Below are 18,445 nucleotides of genomic sequence, written 5' to 3' on the forward strand. Positions count from 1 at the left end.
GAAATATCCAACCATCGCTACACAGGCGGCGATGACCCATTTATGCATCCTGTCCTTCTGTCCCACCAGAAAGGCCAGTGCAATTGCGACGACTGTAAACCCCCAGGTAAATCTGGCGAAAGTGGAGAGGTCAGAAATAAGCAAGAGGATTAGAGCAACGGAAGCCTGGAATGCCGTAATGCCTAGCCGGGTTCGCAGGCATAGCAAAGCAAAAATGCAGCTCGGCAGAAGAGTATCCGAAACGAAGGAGATTCTTCCACCAACATCTCCAAGATCGAGGGACATCAAGGTTACGCCGAACTGCTTCGATATTCCCTCAACAATCGTGCTCACAGGTATACCAGCCACGAATGCATAGCCGAAGATGAAGACCTTTAGGAAACCGGCGAAAGCGACTGCAAAGATGCAGACCCTGATGAACTTCTCATTCTCCTCAGAACCGACAAATTGCCTAATAATCCAGCACCCTGCAAGCGTTGTGATTACGTCTTTGAGCTGAGAGAAAGCCATTGCGGGATCGTTGAAGGGCTGAAACAGGAGTAAGAAGGCCCATGCGAAGAATGCGGAGAATATGAATAGGCTCCAACTCACGGCATTCAAGGCCTTTTCTTCGCGAGTCGCTAGTCTCGCGGCTCCAAAGAAAAGCGGCAGGAAGACAAGCATCTTGATATTGACGCCGAAGACGCTCCCTGTGGGGAGAAGAATCAACATGACAACGTAGATATAGAAAAGATTCCTCATGAACATTGCAGATTATAACCGCCCCCTATGGGGCGACTTCAGTTAAGGGCGAGCCTTTCTGCACTGGCTCAGGGGTTAGCTTAGTAGAGTGTGGGATTATTTTGTTGGAATTGCCGAGATTCAGAAAAACATTGATGTGCCTTTTACTGCAACCCATTCCAGCTATTTTGGCGGTTTGGCACTGATCGTGGTGTTTTGTTAGTTGGAGGCCCATCTGGTCAGTACAGTTCCCGGTGATAGAGTTGCGTGACAAGGCCGCGAACAATTTACATTATCCTTTTATCGTTAGAGTTAGAATGAAAAGATTGCTGTTCGCATCGAGGACCCGTCTTGCTTAAGACGTGTCGCAAAAAACCTTAGGCGTCACATCAACTTTCGCGGTGTTGTCGGCCTTTACCGCCGTCGCTTGTAATGGAAAATCTTCACACAGTGTGGCGGTATTGTTCAGTATGGCCCTTTTGTCGGGATGCGCTGGTTGGACAATCCTCACTTGAGCCGACCGGAGCAGGGGGCATGATTCTCGGCCTATACGAGCAGGAAGTTATGGAGAACCTCGCGGGGGGCTTCTGCTCGCTTCTGAGTGTTGTGGATGTCGGTGCTGCAGACGGATATTACGCGGTCCGTCTTCTTCATAGTGGCAAAGTCGACCGCTCCGTGGCTTTCGAATCCATGCCTGAGTGCCGCGCGGCCATCGCTCGATTGGCTGCTGAAACGGCGTTTCGGACAAGATAACGATCCTCGGCACTGCATCGGACCACTTTGACGATATGCTCCGCGCTCAATAAGATCAACTCGAAAGAGACAATGTTGCTTATAGATATTGAAGGTGCGGAATTCACGCTACTTACCGAAAAACTTTTTGCCTTCTTAAAGGATTCGCTGATCGTCGTCGAAACTCATGCCCATATCTATGCCGATCCCCATGGGGAGATGGAACGCCTCATCAAGGCCGCTTCGAAGACACACAGCGCAACGACCTGGTTTCCAGGACCCCGTAATCCTTGGACGATCAAGGAACTCGATGACTCCGCAGAGATCGATCGGTGGATCCTCTGCTCTGAAGGGCGTTGGGAAGTCCAACAGTGGCTGCGTTTTGATCCTCTATAAGGGGGCGAAGACGTTGCGTGACGATCCTTCGTTTTGTTTGACCTTCGGGACGGACGACGACACCTCAAGCCGGATTGATGGCAGGCCTCATCGAATGCCTGGCTACCTTGGAGCACCTCCTCTTGAGCGCAGTCGACCATTCATGATGCTGACATGGTGGATACGGTCTTTAGGGTTTATATTCGATTAAAGGCTTGAATTTCAAATAGCGGAAAATCTGCGCTGGATGGCGTACCAGAGCACCCAGCTTACAGCACACAAGCCCCTAGAACCCAGAAAGGAAACATTTTTGAATGGGTAGTTTTGATCGACTCGTACGTAAGGTTGTCCCTTCCGCAGCTCATCTTAGCTACAATCCACTTTTTAAAATTGTAGGAGATGCAATCTCAGGAATACCTAACCTATTTTTCTCGGAATATCGAGAACTTCCGCCTAATCACATGCGGGTACGTGTCGGCGTCAACAACAAACTCCTCTTTAACCAGCCCTACCATCTATGGCTAGGAATGCAATACTGGGTGCGTTGGTTAACTAAAGGTTATGTTAGACCCGACTCCGATGTCGTAGAGATAGGCTGCGGCTGTGGGCGCATTGCGCACCCACTGCGGAATGACTGGTTTACCGGAACCTACCTTGGTATAGATATTGATAAAGAATTACTTCAATGGTGTAGTGAACACTTTCCGAAAGACAAGTTTGCGTTCTTAGCTTCTACCCATAAAAGCGCTACTTATACTTCGGATACATCTTCTGAAGCTATAAAGTTCTTTTTTGGAGAGATGGCAAGTAAGGATTTTATATATTCCACCTCTCTCTATACTCATCTCTTGGTTCCTGAACTCGTAAACTATACCTCCGAATCGTTCAAGGTGCTTCGGGAGGACGGGGTCATGTGCATGACGTTCTTTTGTTTAGATAGCATAGAACGTGGCGGCCGGTGGAATTTTGAGCACAAAATTGGTGACGCATACGTCGAAAACCTCAAATATCCAGAGGCTGCGGTCGCTTACACCAAAGAGTTTATGGAGGGAGTGGCCCGCGAAGCTGGGTTCACAAACATCGACTTCTTGCTCAACCCGGTTCAGAGTTGGCTTGTGTGTAGAAAATAAAAGCTGTCTTATCGACCAGAGCTTAGGAAAGTTGTAGGTGAGGCAGATTGCGATGCGGAACAGGGTTTGGCGTCTCAAGAAGCTTTGATAAGTAAGGCTAACAGTTGAGATGAAGTAAGTTGCCTCCTGTGCGTGGAGTACCGGACTTGTCTTGTACGAGTGACTAAGAGACACACTCGCACGAGGAGAGCACACGGTACGAGGCAAGGTATCGAGCGGAGAAGGTAGTGAACCTGCTGCGGCAGATTAAAGTGGCTATGGCGAGCGGAATATGACTAAACACGAGTGCAAAAACGGTGAGATCGGAACAGACGTACTTCGCTGACGCAATGAGTATGACGGATTGAGGGTGGCAATGGCTGCTCCGTAAGGATCTAGCGCGATCATCTTTCATCGCCGTTGACGGTGAAAGGATGACCGCTATAAGAAGGGTAGGTGCCGGAGAGCGGAAGCCGCTGAGGCTTTGATATTGACATGGGGAGCTGGCGAGCATTCCTGCCATGCAGTACACTAACCTCTAAGAATTTCGATTGTATCGATGCTGAACGCCCCTTTCGAGACACCCTGCTCCGGATCGACCCGCAACATTTTTAAGATACCGTTCCACCCCGCCACTAGAGACATATCTAGATCATATGTCTTGTAACCTGCTTCCTCTGAATGCAACCAGAAATCTCGATGCTTGTCCTCGTTCCAGATCATGTCGGCATTCGTAATGAAGTAGATTTGTCCGAACGCTGCTTTGGTCGCATTTTTCATCACAATCCTGACGAATATTTTCGCAAAGATCGATATCCCTAAATCTTCAGACGACAAAATACTGGGATCAGCGCCATTTATCTCTCCTTCGAGACGGCCGCTGCTAGCATGAAGTCTGCGTAACCCGTTTCCAATTCGCCAACCTTTGAGGTCTCCTTCGGAGTCGAATTTCCACAATTTGATCGTTGTTGCTTCTGATTCGGGCTGCCCGATATTCTTGTTGCCACTCAATTCGATCTGAGTCGTGTTACCGTCTCCGCCAAGAAACTGCGTGTTTGGCGCGTTGCTGTATTTATTGTTAGATATCTTTCCAGTTGGGCAATTACCGTGTTGCCAGTCGGGAACTAGGATTTGATACGGCCCTAATTTGCGAGCCCAATTATTCCCTATAAAGGTGTTGTTCCTAATTACAAAATTACGCGTGTAGGGATCGGCGTTGTTTGGGGTAGCCAAGAGCTCGATTGCCGGTCCGGCATTATTTTCGAAGCTACAACCGTCAACCAATACGTTCTCGTTTCGACATTCGAAGTCGATTGCGGAGTTATCTGGGCAGGGGTTGAACGGTGTGTTCTTTATCGTTACTTTTTCCACAGTTACATTTTTTGAGTACATGATCTGCAATGCAGCAGTGCCTGTCGTGGCGTATTTGCAACCTTTATCGATTGTGGAATTTCTTATCGTGCATCCAGTGACACTTGTGATGAAGAGACTGGCAAAAGATACAGGGTCAACAGTATTGTCATGCAAGTTCAAGTGTTCCATATAGACATCACCGAACTTATTGTTGAGTGCAAGGCTCCCGTCAGCGCAGAAGTGATTGCCCCAGTCAAGGGCAATTCCTGCACCGGTGTTGTAGACCTCCGTATTTGTGATCTTGAGGTCGGACAAGACGCGAGTCTCGTTGTTGGGCGTGTTCTCTACACCCGTCACACCTATCCCATATGACCAAGTTACGCGATCCGTCTGCCCTTCAGGGGGTAATCCCATGAAGTCGTGCGCCACGATGTCATCAAGATAAACGGATCGGTTGTTGTAGGAATGATCGTAAAAAAGCACGATGCCCGCGCCGCCGTTGCTGACCTCAATGCCTGATATTTGGATGTAAGACGCGTTGTTGAGCCGCATGCACCTATCTGTAGGCTTACCGTCCCGCTGTATCTTCGGCCTAGCGCCCACCCCATATGCGGCGACAGTAATGAATTGTTTGGGACTTCCGGCACCGTTGATCTTCAGTTCCTGATTCCAGATACAACCGCGCTTGAGCAGAACAGAGTCTCCCGGGATGAAGGTTTTTGCGTTGATGTTTTTAAAGTTTTCCCAGGGTTCTGAAATTGATGTGCCACTATTTTGGTTGCTCCCCGCGGTATCCACATAATATGTGGTACTAACCGCTCTGAATGGGCCGAAGTGAGTGTCCATCTTCCGGTTTACCTTAAAACTATTGGGAAACAACATCACGCCAGCCGCCATTCGCGTCGTGTTATGTAGGAATTCTCTTCTGTCTTTTCTCATATCAAATCAAATTTTTACTTATCCTAAGTATAAAATGCAGTGGATGCTCTTCGCCATCGGACTTGTGGTTGCCATCGCGATCAACGCCGACACCATTCACATCGTCAAGCAACTCTCCCAGGATTCAACCTTACGCAGCTCCATTGTCGCCATTGCCGATTCCGCGAAGGAGCCTCAGGTCAATCAAGGCATGTCGATTCAGGATTAGAATTGCTGCCGCCAAGACGTCCCTCAGTGATGTCAACAACATCGGGGTACCACTTGGTTGGCATCATGGCGATTGGACCGCAGATCATGCTCCTAATCTGTTGCTCGCATGGCTTCTCACGGCTTTAGCCGTTTCCCTTGGGGCACCTTTCTGGTTCGACATCCTGAACAATATCATGGTGGTTCGATCGACCGTCAAGCCACGTGAGAAGAGCCACGATGAAAATTCTAAAGAGTAGTCGAAGAGTTAGAAAGTTTTTGTTCTCGAGTGATGCGAATGCACTCCAAGCGGGCGTGTCGTCACTGAGGATCTGCATCAACCTGCGACGTTTGATTTCATGGTCGACGATTTCCACGACAAGATTGTTGCGTTTCCTTTGCCGGCAACTTTGTCCATCTCGGCGAGTAGTTCTTCAGGGATGAAGAAATGCGTGCGTTTCTGTGTCATACGACGGTGCTTTCAGTTGGTGTCATCAAGCACCGTCTTATGCTCCCCAGTCAAGCACAAACTATAGATCGAGACCCGTAACCCTCTTTATGGGACTCAACACGAAGCCCGTGTTAGGATTCTGTCGTTATGGGCCCCGATGCTGCTAACAACCCAGTTCCTTGACAATCAGGGAATCCGGCCCAGCCTGTGGTCATGTATTGGAATGATGGGCCTGGCTGGAACTAGACCAGGTTGAGAGTTAGTATTTCGGCAAAACCAGCTCTTGAGTGGGCGGAGGATTTTGTCGATGAAGAAGAAGTTTTCAGTGGAGCAGATCGTATCTGTGTTGAAGCAGGCTGAGGTGGGCGTTCCGATCGCGGAGTTGATCCGTAAGGTTGGGATCACCGAGCAGACGTACTATCGCTGGAAGGCGAAGTACGCTGGTTTGGAAGTGGGCCAGGTTCGCCGGATCAAACAGCTTCGCGACGAGAACACGCGGCTGAAGCAGCTGGTGGCTGAGTTGACTCTGGACAAGACGATGCTGCAGGATGTGCTGCGAAAAAAGTTATAAAGCCCTCACGACGGCGTCCGTTGGTGACGTATCTGGAACAGAGCTATCGGGTGAGCGAACGCCACGCCTGCTGTGTTCTGGAACTGGCACGGGCGACGCATCGCTACGAGGGCAGGCAGGAGCAGTGGCTGGAATTGCGTATGCGCATCAGGGAGATCGCGCAGACCCGGGTGCGCTATGGCTACCGCATGATCCGTATTCTGCTGAACCGCGAGGGCTGGCAGGTTGGCAAGGACCTGGTGTATCGGCTGTACAAGGAAGAAGGGCTGGGACTACGTAAACGGCCGGCAGGACGACGGCGTGCAGCCGTGCATCGGCAAGAGCGGTTCAAGCCCACCGGCCCAAACCAGGTGTGGGCGATGGATTTCGTCTCCGATCAACTCTGCGACGGAAGACGCTTCCGTTCGCTGACGGTCGTCGACATCTATACGCGTGAGAGCATGGCCATCGAAGCGGGTCAGAGTCTGAGAGGAGAAGATGTAGTGCGAGTTCTCAACCGGCTGAAACAGGAACGCGGCGCTCCGAAAATGTTGTTCTGTGACAATGGTAGCGAGTTCACCGGTCAGATGATGGATATGTGGGCATACCGCAACGGAGTGAAGATCGACTTCTCTCGTCCCGGCACGCCGACCGAGAACGCCTTCTGCGAATCGTTCAACGGGACCTTCCGGGCAGAGTGTCTGGACACCAACTGGTTCCAAACTCTACCCGAAGCAAAGCACATCATCGATCAATGGAGGTGGGAATATAATGTGAGTCGTCCTCACAGGGCCCTGGCCGATAGGACGCCTGCAGAGTTCGCCAGTCAGATCGCGCTTAAGCGCGATCTGACTGAAACAAAAACAGGCCGAAAACTAACCCTCTAACTGGTACAGATTTTTCAGGCCCTTCATTTGTCCAGTCTCTATGATTGCAACTGGTACAAATTAAGCCGGGCAGACCAACACGTCATCCTTTTATTCCATACCAGCCGAGCACGGTACTCTGCAACACATCTTCGTCTATGCGGCCAGCTATATATTCTTCGTTCAGAGCATCCAGACGCGCCGGCGTCCCAAACCCCGAGATTCGTAGCGAAGCATTCGCGGTCTCAACTGCGCTCCGCCGCTGAGCACTTTCCGCTTCGGAAATGGTCGTTATACGAGTTGACATGGTTTCCCTCGATATCCTCCGACCTCCCAATTCTATTAGGATTTTTAGGTACAAAAGGATGCGACTTTGAGAGTGGAGAGTACTTAGTACGACGTTGGCATCATTCCCTTTCGTCCTTAGAAACCATTTTGGAGAACGTCTGCGCAAAATATCTCGCCATAATTCGCACTTTCCGTGTTGGTTACACGAATTCTTTGGCTTTTTGAGCTTAAGGTCGGCAACCGCCATATATATGTGGTCCTGTTGCTTTCCCGTAAGGCTCGAGGCCTGCAGGTAATCAAGAACTAGATCTGCCTGCAGGGACTTGATTTGGAGATAAGACTTCAATCGAAGAAGTATGCTCATTACAGACTTTCGCGCGGCGGTTTCCCATACCCACATTTGCTGTCGGTTTTGTCGTTTGGGAGCGGCGGCTATGTGCCCTGCTCCCATTGTGCTTGCCAAACGATAGATCGTCCCGCGATCCGCCATTTCAATGCGTAGTCTGCAAACATATTGCCATCGGCTGTCCGAGCGCGCCCCCGGCTGTGGACGCATACCAATTGTTCCCTTCCCATCAAAGAGAGCGGCGTAATATGCAAAACGTCTTTCGTCGTGATCGTTCATTGGGTTTTTATATTAGAAGGTCACTAACGCTTGAGCTGCTAAACTATTGATATATCAATAGTTGGAGTATCAGTATATTGTTCGAGGTAAAGTCATTGGAGCGTTCTTCTTATCCTAGTGAATCGATTGCACAACGCACTTTATTAGACAAATGAGGTGAGCCGTGAGTACCAAAGCAACGCGAAGATTCGAATACGACAAAGAGAGCGGCCAAGGGTTTCATCTATATGACGACGTGTTTGATGAGGGGAACGTCTACCTGGAGTTCGAAGGTTTTCAGTTTGAGGCCCACACGTCGGTCGAGTTGTCTGGAAATGGACTTCCCCGGCTGACGGTAAAGTTGCCCCTCGCGTGGGCGGATAAATTGGGACTCATCAAGTACCAGAGGACGGATCGCTTGCAGACCAGTGAGGAGCATTAGGGGAAACAAATAGAGACTCTTCCAATTTCAGAGTGAGGATCGCGGACATCTGCTTTCCGCGTAACCGTCCGGTTCTCGCCGTATAGACAGACGGCGCGTGGGCGAAAGGAATCCCGCTCGGAGCTGCGATTAACGAGCTGCTGCGGCGGGCTGAACAATCACCGGAGCCTCCATCGACAATGCTAAGAACGAATCATCTTGGCTTGCTTGTGAAGACAAAGACGAGCCAAGTGGTCACGCCGAGATGGTCAACGAACTTTCGGAGGATGATCTTGACTAAAGCTCGGGTGCATCTGCCGGATATGAATGCTCGACGAATCCAGGTTCATAACCATTTGATGACGGAATGGTTTGGCGCATCCGGTTTGCAGTGGGCGCTCTGCCTGTTCACCGAGGCCGGAGTTCTGCGGTTTCTTACGCGTCCAAAGACAGGCGGCATGAGCATGGAGTAAGCATCCTTGATGCTCACTCGCTAAAAGAGCACCCCGGCCATCACTATCAGCCTATTTCTGGCGACTGGCGCACGCCGACTGCGCCCTTATTCAAATGTCTCCACGGCCACAAACTAATCACCGATGTTTTCCTGATGGGCCTTGCGATCAACGAGGGTCTGACACTCGTCACGTTCGACCGGGCGACTCTGCATCTGCCGGAGAACACAGCAATCGTCTCCGGGTGTTGTCTGAAGCAGGATAATCCCAATGAATGAGTCAATCATTGGCGAGCGGTATACCACTCTGATTTCGTCGTTGGCTTGAATGTAATTGTCGAGTTGCATGGCATCAGTGCACACGCATACTACTGGGGACAGCGAGCGACCTCACTGTTTTACCAACAACTTTCTCAAAGTTCTTTCTCTTGTGCTCGGTTTCACAATCCTTGCGTCTATTACCGCGACGGACGCGGCAGCCAAACACTATGCGAACATGAAGCCCCTAGTCATCCGCATCGACGGTGTTGGGAAGACCGAAGCGGGCACATGATCCGAGATGAGTTCGCGAGTAAAGAGCAGAACGCGTACAGGACAAAGAAGTAGGAAGCTTTGCGCCCCGTAATGTTCTCTGGAGCCATACGATCGATGAATGAGAGCAATGAATCGCTTGTGTCGAACGGGTGTGGTGGACTGCTAGACCTGTCTCAGGTCCAACAATAGCACGAAGATGAGACAAATACCGGAACGCTCCCGACTGAGGGACAAGTCCGAGTAAGGTTCCGCTCTGGTACAGAGTCGGACACAATACCGGGACTTGCCCGATCGAGTAGCGCAGCGGAACGACCCCGGAGCCCACAACGTGGCGCAAATGCACAGCATTTGCGGGGGTCGTTCCGGTATTTTGCCATGTATAAAAAGAAGCGTCGAAGAGCGCGCAGATCGATGAAAGTCTTTTGAGTCATTGACATTATCTACGCGTATTCGCCGTAACTCCGAACGCTACCCCCGAACACTCGATGCGTGTCACCGTTCCGCCTCAAAGCCTTCACGAAGCGTCGTAGATGGGATGAAATGACAAAAAGAAAACATGCGCTTCTTGACCACAAGAGAACTGTCAGAGAGAGAGGTTTGTCCACAAAACTCGGCGAACAGGGGCTCATAATTGAGCGCACTGTACTGCTTATGATTGCGCGTCCAGAATGCGTAGTCGGCGTCCGTAAAGGAGCCTAAGGCATTGTTTTCGTACATCTGACGCAATCGAAAGTAGTGCTTCATATCCTCGTTATGAACGGAATCCGGACCGCCGAAAAGTGATCTGAGAAGCGCACAGGCGAGACTAGCGCGTCCTGACGATGTACTCACATAGGTAAAATTTAGCGAGGGAATCTGCGAGAAAAGATCCCGATTTGCTAAAACAAACCGACGGAACGAGGCGAAGCGATTGGCTGGGTCTTCTCCGTAGACGATGCCGAGTCCTGCATATCCTTCCGCTTCTGTGATGAACATCGGGTAACGCTCGGGAAAGAACCGTACGCTAGAACCATTCGCTGCGTCCTTTGCTCTGTATACCTGGCGTGGAAGAATTGCATCGGAGAGACCGAACTGCTGTGTTAGATACTCAATCTTTTGGGCTTCTGTAGTGAGATAGCGTGCATCCGGGTTTAGAGCAATATAGTCCATGTAGTGCAACCGTTGGCGCATGAGACTGGCTGACATGCCGCGTCGAAGTCGACTGTCTTCAGTCAAAATAGCCCGATAGAACGCCTTGTGGGAAAGATGAATGATCTGATGTTGCTGGGTCAGAGCAATGCGTATGATGAACTGGTATTTGTCCAGCTTATCGAGCAACTGCTGCTGCGTGCCTCCCCTCGTCGCAAGTCCCCCGAAAGTGCGATATTGGCGCGCCGTGAAGACACCGCTGTGAGTACCGACCAGATAGAGAAAGTCGGCCTCCCTTGGAGTAAAACCAATCTGAATCAGGTTCTCGACTGCGGAAATTTGTTCAATACTCATTGGAACGCTACCCCTCTATCTGGACCTCGTGCAGATCCGACAGTCGATTGAAATGCGACTGTTATCCCTATGCAATGCGCGTCGCAAGGCGAAGCTTATGTAAAACCTAGCCGAGAAAGCTATTCGAAGTACTACAGACTCTTCGCATTCTGCGGTAGATGTGGCTAATGCTTCATTGACAGGTTAATGTTCGAAGCGCCGGCCTAATGGAATCTACGTCGATTTGCGGAAGGGCTGATCCCCACAGTTGAGCTGGATTAATTGCGGGAGAGCCATCGCTGCATCTCTTCCTGCTGTCGTTGTGCATCTTCCTCTCGCTTCCGTATGCACTCGGTTTCCACGGCGATCTGCCTTCGTAGCGCTGCGATGCTAGCGCTTTCAAAGCAGCGCGGGATGGCCGTCAGCAGCATTCCCATAGGATTCTTGATAGCGCGATTACGCACTATCGGAAGAGCTTTTTCAGAGATTATGATGACGATCTCTTCGATTTGGGCATCAGGGCACATCTCGCGGCAATTACGGATTAGAAGCCTAGCTGCTTCGTCGTCTGTTAGGACATATCGTGATAGAGCCTGCACGATTTGCGACACTTCATCTTGCGTCGACGACGTTGTTCCTAATTCTTTTCCTAAAGAACTTCCTAAAGGGGTGTACGTTTTGTCCATCGTATCCCCGGATGTTTTGTCCACCGTTCCGGTGGTCGTTATGTCGACGGTGGATAGTTTGTCTACCGTGGACGTTTTGTGATCAAGGGTCAGTTCCTCTATCTGATCCGGGTTCATCACAAAACGCACACCCTTATCTCTTATTACATAGTTCAAACCTGCGCGATTGCGTCTCTCAATAGTCGCCTTGAAGGAGTAGATCCGGTAGGTGCGGCCTTGTCGAGCGCTGCTATCTTCTGGCGCGATGAGTTCGACCGCGAGCTTACTCATAAGCTGAATCAAATTCCTTTTTGCGGCTTTGTCGCTCATTCTCGCCTTTCGAGCCATCCGGTCCCAGCCGACTGTCACAATCCTTGTTTCTGCGGTTTCAGTGTGAGCGCTTCCCCATAGGGCAAGATAGAGCTGATTCTCACCATGAGAATGCGCATCTTGTGCGAGATGACACTTATGAATTCGATATCGACGAATTCTTTCCAGTTGAGGAGCATTCACGGTGGTCGTTTTGTCAACGGTGGATGTTTTGTCGCGATTACTAGCGAAACTGCCAGGTCGATGGGCGTCAATATCAATGACCTCTCTCGGCGTGTTCAGGAATGAGAATGCACCAAGCGTGTTTGGCGCTTGCTCCAATTCTTCCCAATCCAGAAGATCGAGTGGGTTACTCCGTGCGCGCATCAATGCCAGCGACCTCCGAACCAGAGAATTGTTGCAGCAGTTGACCTGTGAGCAGTTCGTAGTCCTCTAACGCTTTTGATTTTGGATCGTAGTCGGCAAGAAATTGACGGCTTCTCGCGGACTTTACAACAGCCTGGTCCGTTCTGATGCCTGCGTAGACGGGCACCCCTCTCCGTTCAGAAATTGCTGCCAGGGTATTAAGCACGGTATCTGTGATAGCGAGTCGCCGGTCAAGTTTTACGGGAAGGAGACCGGCTACGCGAACGTTTAGTCCGCCTGCGAGCATCCCGTTTAGCATCTCTCCCGCTTGGATACTTGCCGTGGCGCCCTGGACGCTCAGAATGTCCATATCGACCGGAACAAGGACTTGCTGCGAATACACCATGGCACAGGTCTGAAAAAGACTGATTGACGGTGCCACATCAATCAGCACGGCATCATAGTTTTTCTCGTGTTCGCTGAGCATGTGCTTGAAGACAAACTCTCGGAAGGGAAGATTCATAGTGATTGCTTCTGCTTCTGTCGTGTAGCGATTTCCGCAAATAACGTCGACGCCACTGCAAACGGATACCAGGCACTCCCTTATCGCGAGCCGACGTATAAGGAAATCGTTCAGAAATGCGTTAGGTCTAAGCCCCAGGACGGCAGCGACAGAGCCTTGCGAATCGGCGTCGACCAACAGAACGCGAAGACCCCGGTTTGCAAAGCTGCGAGCAAGAGTTACAGCTGTCGTAGTTTTTCCCACACCGCCGCGTTGGTTAGAGATCGTTAGCCGGATCATTGCGGGACCTCAGTCGCGGCAAGAATTTCGGCAATATCAGATGTCCGGAAATAAAGTCGCCTTCCTAAACGTAGTTTTGTAGCGTTGACCCTTTGTACCCAATCGCTAGAAGCGCGAAGACTGATTCGCAGCCCTTCGGGCGAGCGATTAAGGATGGCTGCAAGTTGAGAAAGACTTAGGAGAGGTCCGAAACGATTTATCAATGCTTCTTCAACAGTCATCGGCAATTTACCTTAATTATTAGGTGACTTCCATTGAGAGATTAGTCATTTCATGCCCTTGTGCTTAGGGGGATCTTTGGTCATTATGGTTGACATGCAAGAAGAGTGGGATATTGAAGTATGGCCAGACTGTGCTCCACAGATCAGGGCTGCGATAGCAATTTTTCAGTCTCGATGGATTTCTTATTCTGACGGCGGCGGAAGGAAGCGACTGGGCAACTTAGTACAGGAGATTATCGAGCCAGCATGGCGAAACTATGTCGCCTCTCTCCCAATTCACGCAAGCGGAACACTTTTTTGTTTGGACTTCGAATTCAAGCGTCCCGCAGGAAAAAGGGGGTTCTTCTACCTTGGGCAAAATGTGAAAGATCTCCACAGGACTGTCTACTCATTCAATGATTTGCCTACCCCGCACTGCTACGTACTCTCTGACACGTTAGACACGCTCTTGAGGCTGACGGCTGACTGTGAAAATAAAAAGCCACTAGAGAGAAGCGCTGGAGAACTGAGTAAACGACGCAAAGGCTGGCGTGAGACCTGCGTCTTCTGCGGTACCTTGACTGAATTAGAAGAATCTCTTCAGGGATCAAAGGTTAGAAAAAATGAATCCAAGTCGGGACTGAGTGGAAGATTCTGTAAGCGTCATCGACCGATGAATCACGATGGCACTTGGAATTCAGCTTATCGGGTAGCAGTACGGCACCGGAAAAAGTTTGAAGAGGAGGTAGTTCGCCTTTCACGGGCACACTCTCGGCACTCGCTGCCAAGACCGAGCAAGGATCTCATGCCTGCGACGATATTCGCAGCAAAAGTAGCACAAGATCTGGACTCATTCGGAGATGAACAGCTTGACGTTCGATCTGCTGCCGTACGTCGGCTGATCAATCAGAAGATGACTTGCAACATGAAGGATCCGGACTTCTTTAGAATTAGCGAGCACGATGCTCGACATGCTGCACGTGTGTTCGTCGACTCGAAAATTACGGATAGAAAGAAGGAACTGATTATTTATCTGGAGGCGGGCTTAAGCCAATCAGAAATAGCGCGGCGATTTGGGATTTCACGACAGGCAGTCTCTAAAATGATCAAGTCAAGAAGCTTCGAAGAAATTCCCAAAGCATACCGCTTTGATATGAGAGCAGCAAAAAGGAACCCAGATCTGTAAATAAACATTACTGGGCGCTTGACGATGAACCCAAGATTCTCACATCTGATTTCAAAATACGTACAGAAGTTCTGTGATCCGCTATAAGCCTTGTTCCGAGATAGTATCAAGGTCTCGATACGGAAGTGCTCATTTTTCCTCCGATCTAGATTACCCAAGCAAAACTCCTATGCTTTCTAAAATCTGGGTTTTTATCAGCAGCATCAAGCAACAGTCAAAAATTGCTCGTCATCGAAAATTCGTCCCTTTCGATACATTAAGCCTTGAAAGCGCGCCGTCGTGAAACTTCATCGATTCGCGACACCAAGTCTTCAGCTCGTAGGTGAGTGTAACGTTTGAGCATCTGCATAGATTTGTGGCCACTGATCGCTGACACCTCTTGATCAGAGAATCCCGCTTCTACGAAACGACTAACAGCTTCGTGGCGTAAATCATGGAACCGCACATCGGCCAGGCCCAGGCTGTGTTTAATGTTGCGCCAGATCGGATTAAACTGGTATGGTCTGCGTTTACCATCCCTCCCCGGTTCGCCAAAAAAGATAAGGTCAGTGTCGATCGGGCGGACGGGATGATTCAATGCTTCACGGAAGAGTTCTGTTGCAGTGGTTGTGAGAGGTACAGTACGCGGCGACGTGTTTTTGGTTTCAAGCAATCGCACGATACGTCGTTTGATGTCCACTTGGATTCGACGTAAGGTTAGAATTTCAGATGAGCGCATGCCTGTCTCGAGCGCTATGCGCACGATCCAACGCAAAATGGGATTGGAGTGCTGGTCGACAGCATTCAGCAAGCGCCTCTCCTCATCCGAGGATAAGCGGCGGTTGCGCCCCGCCCCTGGTGCAGGTCTTCGAATATTGGTTACTGGGCTGAATGGTAGGCCAATGCTCCATTCTTTAATGGCTACAGTAAAGAGGTGCCCAAGGAGAGCAAGCTCAAGCCTTACAGTATTGTTTGCACGCGGGATGGGTCTTCCATTCTCGTCCTTGCGATCATTTCCCGCAAGGCGAACATCGCGAAATTGGGCGATAATCTCTGGCGTGAGCGCCGCAAGCGAATACTTCCCTAGATGCTTGATCAGGATCGCCGCCCTGCGGTGCTCGGGATCCTGAGAGGATGGTCGCTTTGTGGGCGTAACCTCTTTGAGATACCGTTTCAGCGCATCAGCTAACGTCATGCGGTCCGCTGCTGCCCGTTGGATGTAGGCCCCACGCACCATTTCATCCTCGGTACGTCGCGACCAATCCTCAGCATCCCGCTTAGTTCGAAATGTCTTAGCCGCAGTAGGCCAGCCGGTCTTGCGGATGACAGCTTTCCATGTGCCAGAAGTGGTCTTAACTATTGTCGCCATTTGCCCTCTCGGTACATATATCGGTATATCGCACTGTACCGAAATTGTACCTTTTGGCAAAAGCACAGTTGACTTTAGCTGAATCGAAAATTCGAAATCTTCAGAATACTCATCTATCTATTTGAATTTAAATAGTTTACTCGAATGAGTTTTGGTGGGCCCGGAGGGATTTGAACCCCCAACCAAGGGATTATGAGTCCCCTGCTCTAACCGTTGAGCTACAGGCCCTTCCTTGTTTCAGTAGTTACTGAGGTAGATCGAGGAGATGAATTTCTTCCTATACCTAAAACCGCAAGCTACTATTGGCCCTTTGGAAATTCAAGCGCAGAACGCTGAGTACCTCCAGTCAATCAAAGGCAAACCATCCTGTTTCAGCTGAGGCATGAACGAACCGCTGAAATATCGTTAAGCTGGAGTGTCAGACCGACTTCATCATTGTAAACGCATCGGCCATCGCTTCCCCGGCGAGGTAGATCAAGGCTGTGTGGCTCAGCGAGTGGAGCACGAAGCCAGAAAATTCCTGTGACGCCCTGAGCTGAGGTGTTGAAAACACCTCAGTCATTTCAACGATTCTGTGCTATCGCGGAACTTACTAAGAATATGCTAATGCGCGCTCACCTGATGGTGATTTGTGGCCATTCCAAAATAGATAGTCCACTCTCCGGAACTTTTCCTCAAAGCATTTTATCCCGGTGATAACGGCGTTTACTTGAGTTCGCTGATGGATGCTGTGCTGGGGGCGAGGTGGATGGTAAGAGTGTCGGTGGCTAAAGAGATGGCGTTGGGAGCTCCTAAGAGGATGTCGCTTTGGTGAGCGTCCTGTAGGTCTGTTGCGTCGGTTGGAATGATTATGTCTGATGCTTCGCTGCCTTTGTTGACGGCGATCAGGATGCGCTGGTTTGCGTGAGTAGACGTGGAGAGTGTGCGGACATAGACGAGGACGTTGCGATCAGCGTGGAGCAGCTGTTCGGTTCCTTCCTGAAGGGCTGGGTGAGAGCGGCGAAGAGTAAGGAGGGTCTGAAGTGATGTGAAGACATACTGTTGTTCGGGTGAGCGGCCATGTGCACTGAAGGCATCGTTTGGCGTGGGGGCGAAGCCGCCGGGGAAGTCGTGGCGATTGTCTGGATCTTCGCCGCCTCGCATGGCGATCTCGTCGCCAGAGTAGATCTGCGGCATGCCGCGCATGGTGGTGAGGATAGTGAAGGCGAGCTCCAAGGTGTGGGGTGTGATGGCGGGATCGTTGAGAAAGCGAGTGGTGTCGTGGTTGCCGAGGAAGGGAATGAGTCGCTCGGGATGCGGATACAGATTGTCTAGGCGGAGGACGTCGGCGAGTTTGGAGATGGGCGCGTCTTTGAGGAAGACATCGCGAAGGGCGAAGTAGGTGGGGAAGTCAAAGGGTGTGTAGAGGCCGGTGTCGACGCCAGTGCGGGTGACGCCGCCCGCGAAGGTCGAGGTGATTGTTGGGTCACTGTTGAAGACCTCGCCGACGGTGGTGAGGTGCGGATAGAGGGCATGGAGTTGGGCGTGAAAGCTCTGCCAGAAGGGGCGTGCGACGTAGGGGAAAGTATCGATGCGTAGGCCGTCCAAGCCTGCCTGTTCTGTCCACCAGGCGGCGTTCTGGATGAGATATCGTGCGACGGCTGGATCTTCCTGATTGAGATCGGGGAGGGTATTGGCGAACCATCCTTGTGTGACGTTGATCTGGTCGCGCCAGGGCGCATGTGGATCGGTAAGAGGAGCGAAGTCGCCTTGGGCGATGGTGTGATGCTCGAGGGTGCCGTGAAACCAGGTGGGGTCAGGACTGCCTAGGACCCATGGGTGATTTGGACCGATGTGGTTGGGCACGATGTCGAGGACGAGCTTCATGTGGCGGGCGTGGAGCGCGGAGGCGAGGTCCTTGAGGTCGTTGAGGGAGCCGAAGTGTTCGTCGACCGAGTACAGGTCGGTGGCGCCATAGCCGTGATAGCTCTGGCCGCCGTGATTTTGATAGACGGGCGTGATCCAAAGGGTGGTGATGCCAAGTTGTTGCAGATAGTCGAGGTGTTGGAGGATGCCGCGCAGGTCGCCGCCATGCCAGCCGCGCGGTTTAGCGAGATCGGCTTCGTGATCGGGGCCGTCGTTGGTCGGGTCTCCATCGGCGAAGCGATCAATCATGATGAGGTACATGACGTCTTTCGAAGAGAATCCGGCGAATCCATCGGACGGCTTGCGACGAGGCGCGAAGGTATAGGAGGCAGAGGCTCGGCCGGCTGACGAACGGGCGATGATCTGGACCGTCTCAGTTTTAGCCGGTGACGACGTGAGCCAGAGCTGTGCGTAATGACCGTTTTCAGCGATGACGGTCTTAGCGATGTGCAGCGCGGTGTCGCTGAGGGAGAAACGGGAACCTTTGAGACTGTCTCCTTTGACCAGGAGCATCGGTGCGGGCATAGAGGCCCACCAGTTTGGAGGGTCGACCTTTTCGATTTGAGGAGACTGGGCAAGTGCCGAGATGGTCAATGCGAAGACGGGAAAAAAGCGGCGCATGAA

The 18,445-nt window shown here is 51.0% G+C and carries 13 protein-coding genes and 1 tRNA gene; 7 read left to right on the top strand and 7 right to left on the bottom strand.

Annotation, left to right across the window (positions count from 1 at the left end; translation table 11 throughout):
* Nucleotides 1-1,545 precede the first annotated feature (1,545 nt).
* Both GSQ82_RS15490 and GSQ82_RS15495 read left to right on the top strand, forming a co-directional pair.
* Nucleotides 1,546-1,848, top strand: a complete 303-nt coding sequence (locus GSQ82_RS15490; RefSeq protein WP_158793110.1) for an FkbM family methyltransferase — start codon at nucleotides 1,546-1,548, stop codon at nucleotides 1,846-1,848.
* A gap of 293 nt (nucleotides 1,849-2,141) precedes the next feature.
* A complete protein-coding gene (locus GSQ82_RS15495; protein WP_158793111.1) occupies nucleotides 2,142-2,957 on the top strand; it encodes a class I SAM-dependent methyltransferase in 816 nt (271 codons plus the stop codon).
* Between the two features lie 510 nt (nucleotides 2,958-3,467).
* Here the strand turns inward: GSQ82_RS15495 and GSQ82_RS15500 are convergent.
* Nucleotides 3,468-5,228 carry a right-handed parallel beta-helix repeat-containing protein gene (locus GSQ82_RS15500; protein WP_158793112.1) on the bottom strand — a complete coding sequence of 587 codons (1,761 nt, stop codon included), beginning with the start codon at nucleotides 5,226-5,228 and terminating at the stop codon, nucleotides 3,468-3,470.
* Nucleotides 5,229-5,262: 34 nt separating this feature from the next.
* On the opposite strand from GSQ82_RS15500, the gene GSQ82_RS15505 reads away from it, so the two are divergent.
* From GSQ82_RS15505 to GSQ82_RS15520, 4 genes are all read left to right on the top strand, one after another.
* Nucleotides 5,263-5,436 (top strand): hypothetical protein, encoded by a 174-nt coding sequence (locus GSQ82_RS15505; RefSeq protein WP_158793113.1) that lies wholly within the window; start codon nucleotides 5,263-5,265, stop codon nucleotides 5,434-5,436.
* 736 nt (nucleotides 5,437-6,172) lie between these two features.
* A protein-coding gene (locus GSQ82_RS15510; protein WP_254061672.1) for an IS3 family transposase occupies nucleotides 6,173-7,302 on the top strand; the annotation gives its coding sequence in 2 pieces (ribosomal slippage) (nucleotides 6,173-6,422 and nucleotides 6,422-7,302; 1,131 coding nt in all).
* A gap of 1,055 nt (nucleotides 7,303-8,357) precedes the next feature.
* Nucleotides 8,358-8,615, top strand: coding sequence for a hypothetical protein (locus GSQ82_RS15515; RefSeq protein ID WP_158793115.1), 258 nt, complete (start codon nucleotides 8,358-8,360; stop codon nucleotides 8,613-8,615).
* A 272-nt stretch (nucleotides 8,616-8,887) separates the two neighbouring features.
* Nucleotides 8,888-9,067 carry a hypothetical protein gene (locus GSQ82_RS15520; RefSeq protein ID WP_158793116.1) on the top strand — a complete coding sequence of 60 codons (180 nt, stop codon included), beginning with the start codon at nucleotides 8,888-8,890 and terminating at the stop codon, nucleotides 9,065-9,067.
* Nucleotides 9,068-10,071: 1,004 nt separating this feature from the next.
* Here GSQ82_RS15520 and GSQ82_RS15525 read toward each other — a convergent pair.
* The 3 genes from GSQ82_RS15525 to GSQ82_RS15535 form a co-directional block, all read right to left on the bottom strand.
* Entirely contained in the window at nucleotides 10,072-11,061 is a 990-nt protein-coding gene (locus tag GSQ82_RS15525; protein ID WP_158793117.1) for a hypothetical protein, read from the bottom strand.
* A 257-nt stretch (nucleotides 11,062-11,318) separates the two neighbouring features.
* On the bottom strand, nucleotides 11,319-12,401 hold the full coding sequence (locus GSQ82_RS15530) for a hypothetical protein (protein ID WP_158793118.1): 1,083 nt from the start codon (nucleotides 12,399-12,401) through the stop codon (nucleotides 11,319-11,321).
* Nucleotides 12,385-13,182 (bottom strand): ParA family protein, encoded by a 798-nt coding sequence (locus tag GSQ82_RS15535; RefSeq protein ID WP_158793119.1) that lies wholly within the window; start codon nucleotides 13,180-13,182, stop codon nucleotides 12,385-12,387. Before GSQ82_RS15535 ends, GSQ82_RS15530 begins: the two co-directional genes overlap by 17 nt.
* A gap of 306 nt (nucleotides 13,183-13,488) precedes the next feature.
* Between GSQ82_RS15535 and GSQ82_RS15540 the strand changes: the two genes are divergently transcribed.
* Nucleotides 13,489-14,568, top strand: coding sequence for a helix-turn-helix domain-containing protein (locus GSQ82_RS15540; RefSeq protein ID WP_158793120.1), 1,080 nt, complete (start codon nucleotides 13,489-13,491; stop codon nucleotides 14,566-14,568).
* Between the two features lie 256 nt (nucleotides 14,569-14,824).
* On the opposite strand, the gene GSQ82_RS15545 is transcribed toward GSQ82_RS15540, so the two are convergent.
* From GSQ82_RS15545 to GSQ82_RS15555, 3 genes are all read right to left on the bottom strand, one after another.
* Complete coding sequence (locus GSQ82_RS15545) at nucleotides 14,825-15,916, bottom strand: site-specific integrase (RefSeq protein ID WP_158793121.1); 1,092 nt, start codon at nucleotides 15,914-15,916, stop codon at nucleotides 14,825-14,827.
* 152 nt (nucleotides 15,917-16,068) lie between these two features.
* A tRNA-Ile gene (locus GSQ82_RS15550) sits at nucleotides 16,069-16,144 on the bottom strand.
* A 477-nt stretch (nucleotides 16,145-16,621) separates the two neighbouring features.
* On the bottom strand, nucleotides 16,622-18,442 hold the full coding sequence (locus GSQ82_RS15555; RefSeq protein ID WP_158793122.1) for an alpha-amylase family glycosyl hydrolase: 1,821 nt from the start codon (nucleotides 18,440-18,442) through the stop codon (nucleotides 16,622-16,624).
* Between the last annotated feature and the right edge of the window lie 3 nt (nucleotides 18,443-18,445).

Origin of the sequence: Granulicella sp. L60 (assembly GCF_009765825.1) — a bacterium.
In the GTDB taxonomy this organism is placed as follows: domain Bacteria; phylum Acidobacteriota; class Terriglobia; order Terriglobales; family Acidobacteriaceae; genus Edaphobacter.

Bases quoted from the DNA above. Each gene is read 5' to 3' on its own strand.
- GSQ82_RS15490 (WP_158793110.1), top strand. From the start codon at position 1,546: ATGTTGCTTATAGATATTGAAGGTGCGGAATTCACGCTACTTACCGAA.
- GSQ82_RS15495 (WP_158793111.1), top strand. From the start codon at position 2,142: ATGGGTAGTTTTGATCGACTCGTACGTAAGGTTGTCCCTTCCGCAGCT.
- GSQ82_RS15500 (WP_158793112.1), bottom strand. From the start codon at position 5,228: ATGAGAAAAGACAGAAGAGAATTCCTACATAACACGACGCGAATGGCG.
- GSQ82_RS15505 (WP_158793113.1), top strand. From the start codon at position 5,263: ATGCAGTGGATGCTCTTCGCCATCGGACTTGTGGTTGCCATCGCGATC.
- GSQ82_RS15525 (WP_158793117.1), bottom strand. From the start codon at position 11,061: ATGAGTATTGAACAAATTTCCGCAGTCGAGAACCTGATTCAGATTGGT.
- GSQ82_RS15530 (WP_158793118.1), bottom strand. From the start codon at position 12,401: ATGCGCGCACGGAGTAACCCACTCGATCTTCTGGATTGGGAAGAATTG.
- GSQ82_RS15535 (WP_158793119.1), bottom strand. From the start codon at position 13,182: ATGATCCGGCTAACGATCTCTAACCAACGCGGCGGTGTGGGAAAAACT.
- GSQ82_RS15540 (WP_158793120.1), top strand. From the start codon at position 13,489: ATGGTTGACATGCAAGAAGAGTGGGATATTGAAGTATGGCCAGACTGT.
- GSQ82_RS15545 (WP_158793121.1), bottom strand. From the start codon at position 15,916: ATGGCGACAATAGTTAAGACCACTTCTGGCACATGGAAAGCTGTCATC.
- GSQ82_RS15555 (WP_158793122.1), bottom strand. From the start codon at position 18,442: ATGCGCCGCTTTTTTCCCGTCTTCGCATTGACCATCTCGGCACTTGCC.